Here is a 267-nt window from a genome sequence, read left to right on the forward strand (position 1 = left end):
GTGGTGTTGAGGTGGAGGGGGTGGAGATGAGGGCGGACGAGGTGGGGAGGGTGAGCGCACTGGTCAAGGAGGGGAAGGTGAGGAAGAAGGTGGGAGGTAAGGGGGTGGAGGGTGTGGTGGGGGGTGAAGGGGAGGTGGATGCGGTGGTGGGTGGGGGGGGTGTGGAGGGTGGGGGGGGGGGGATTGTTGTGAGGGTGATGAGGGATTAGTGTGGGGAAGTTGTGTGGTGTGGGGTGTGTGATATGAAAGTTGGTTTTCGCGATGATA

Annotated in this window: 1 protein-coding gene; it reads left to right on the plus strand. The window is 61.8% G+C overall.

The features are described from left to right. A partial coding sequence (locus FS507_RS19630; protein ID WP_186314774.1) for a hypothetical protein occupies positions 1-209 on the plus strand: 209 nt, incomplete at its 5' end. Positions 210-267: the final 58 nt, after the last annotated feature.

This window comes from Corynebacterium glyciniphilum AJ 3170 (genome assembly GCF_007673095.1).
Classification (GTDB): domain Bacteria; phylum Actinomycetota; class Actinomycetes; order Mycobacteriales; family Mycobacteriaceae; genus Corynebacterium.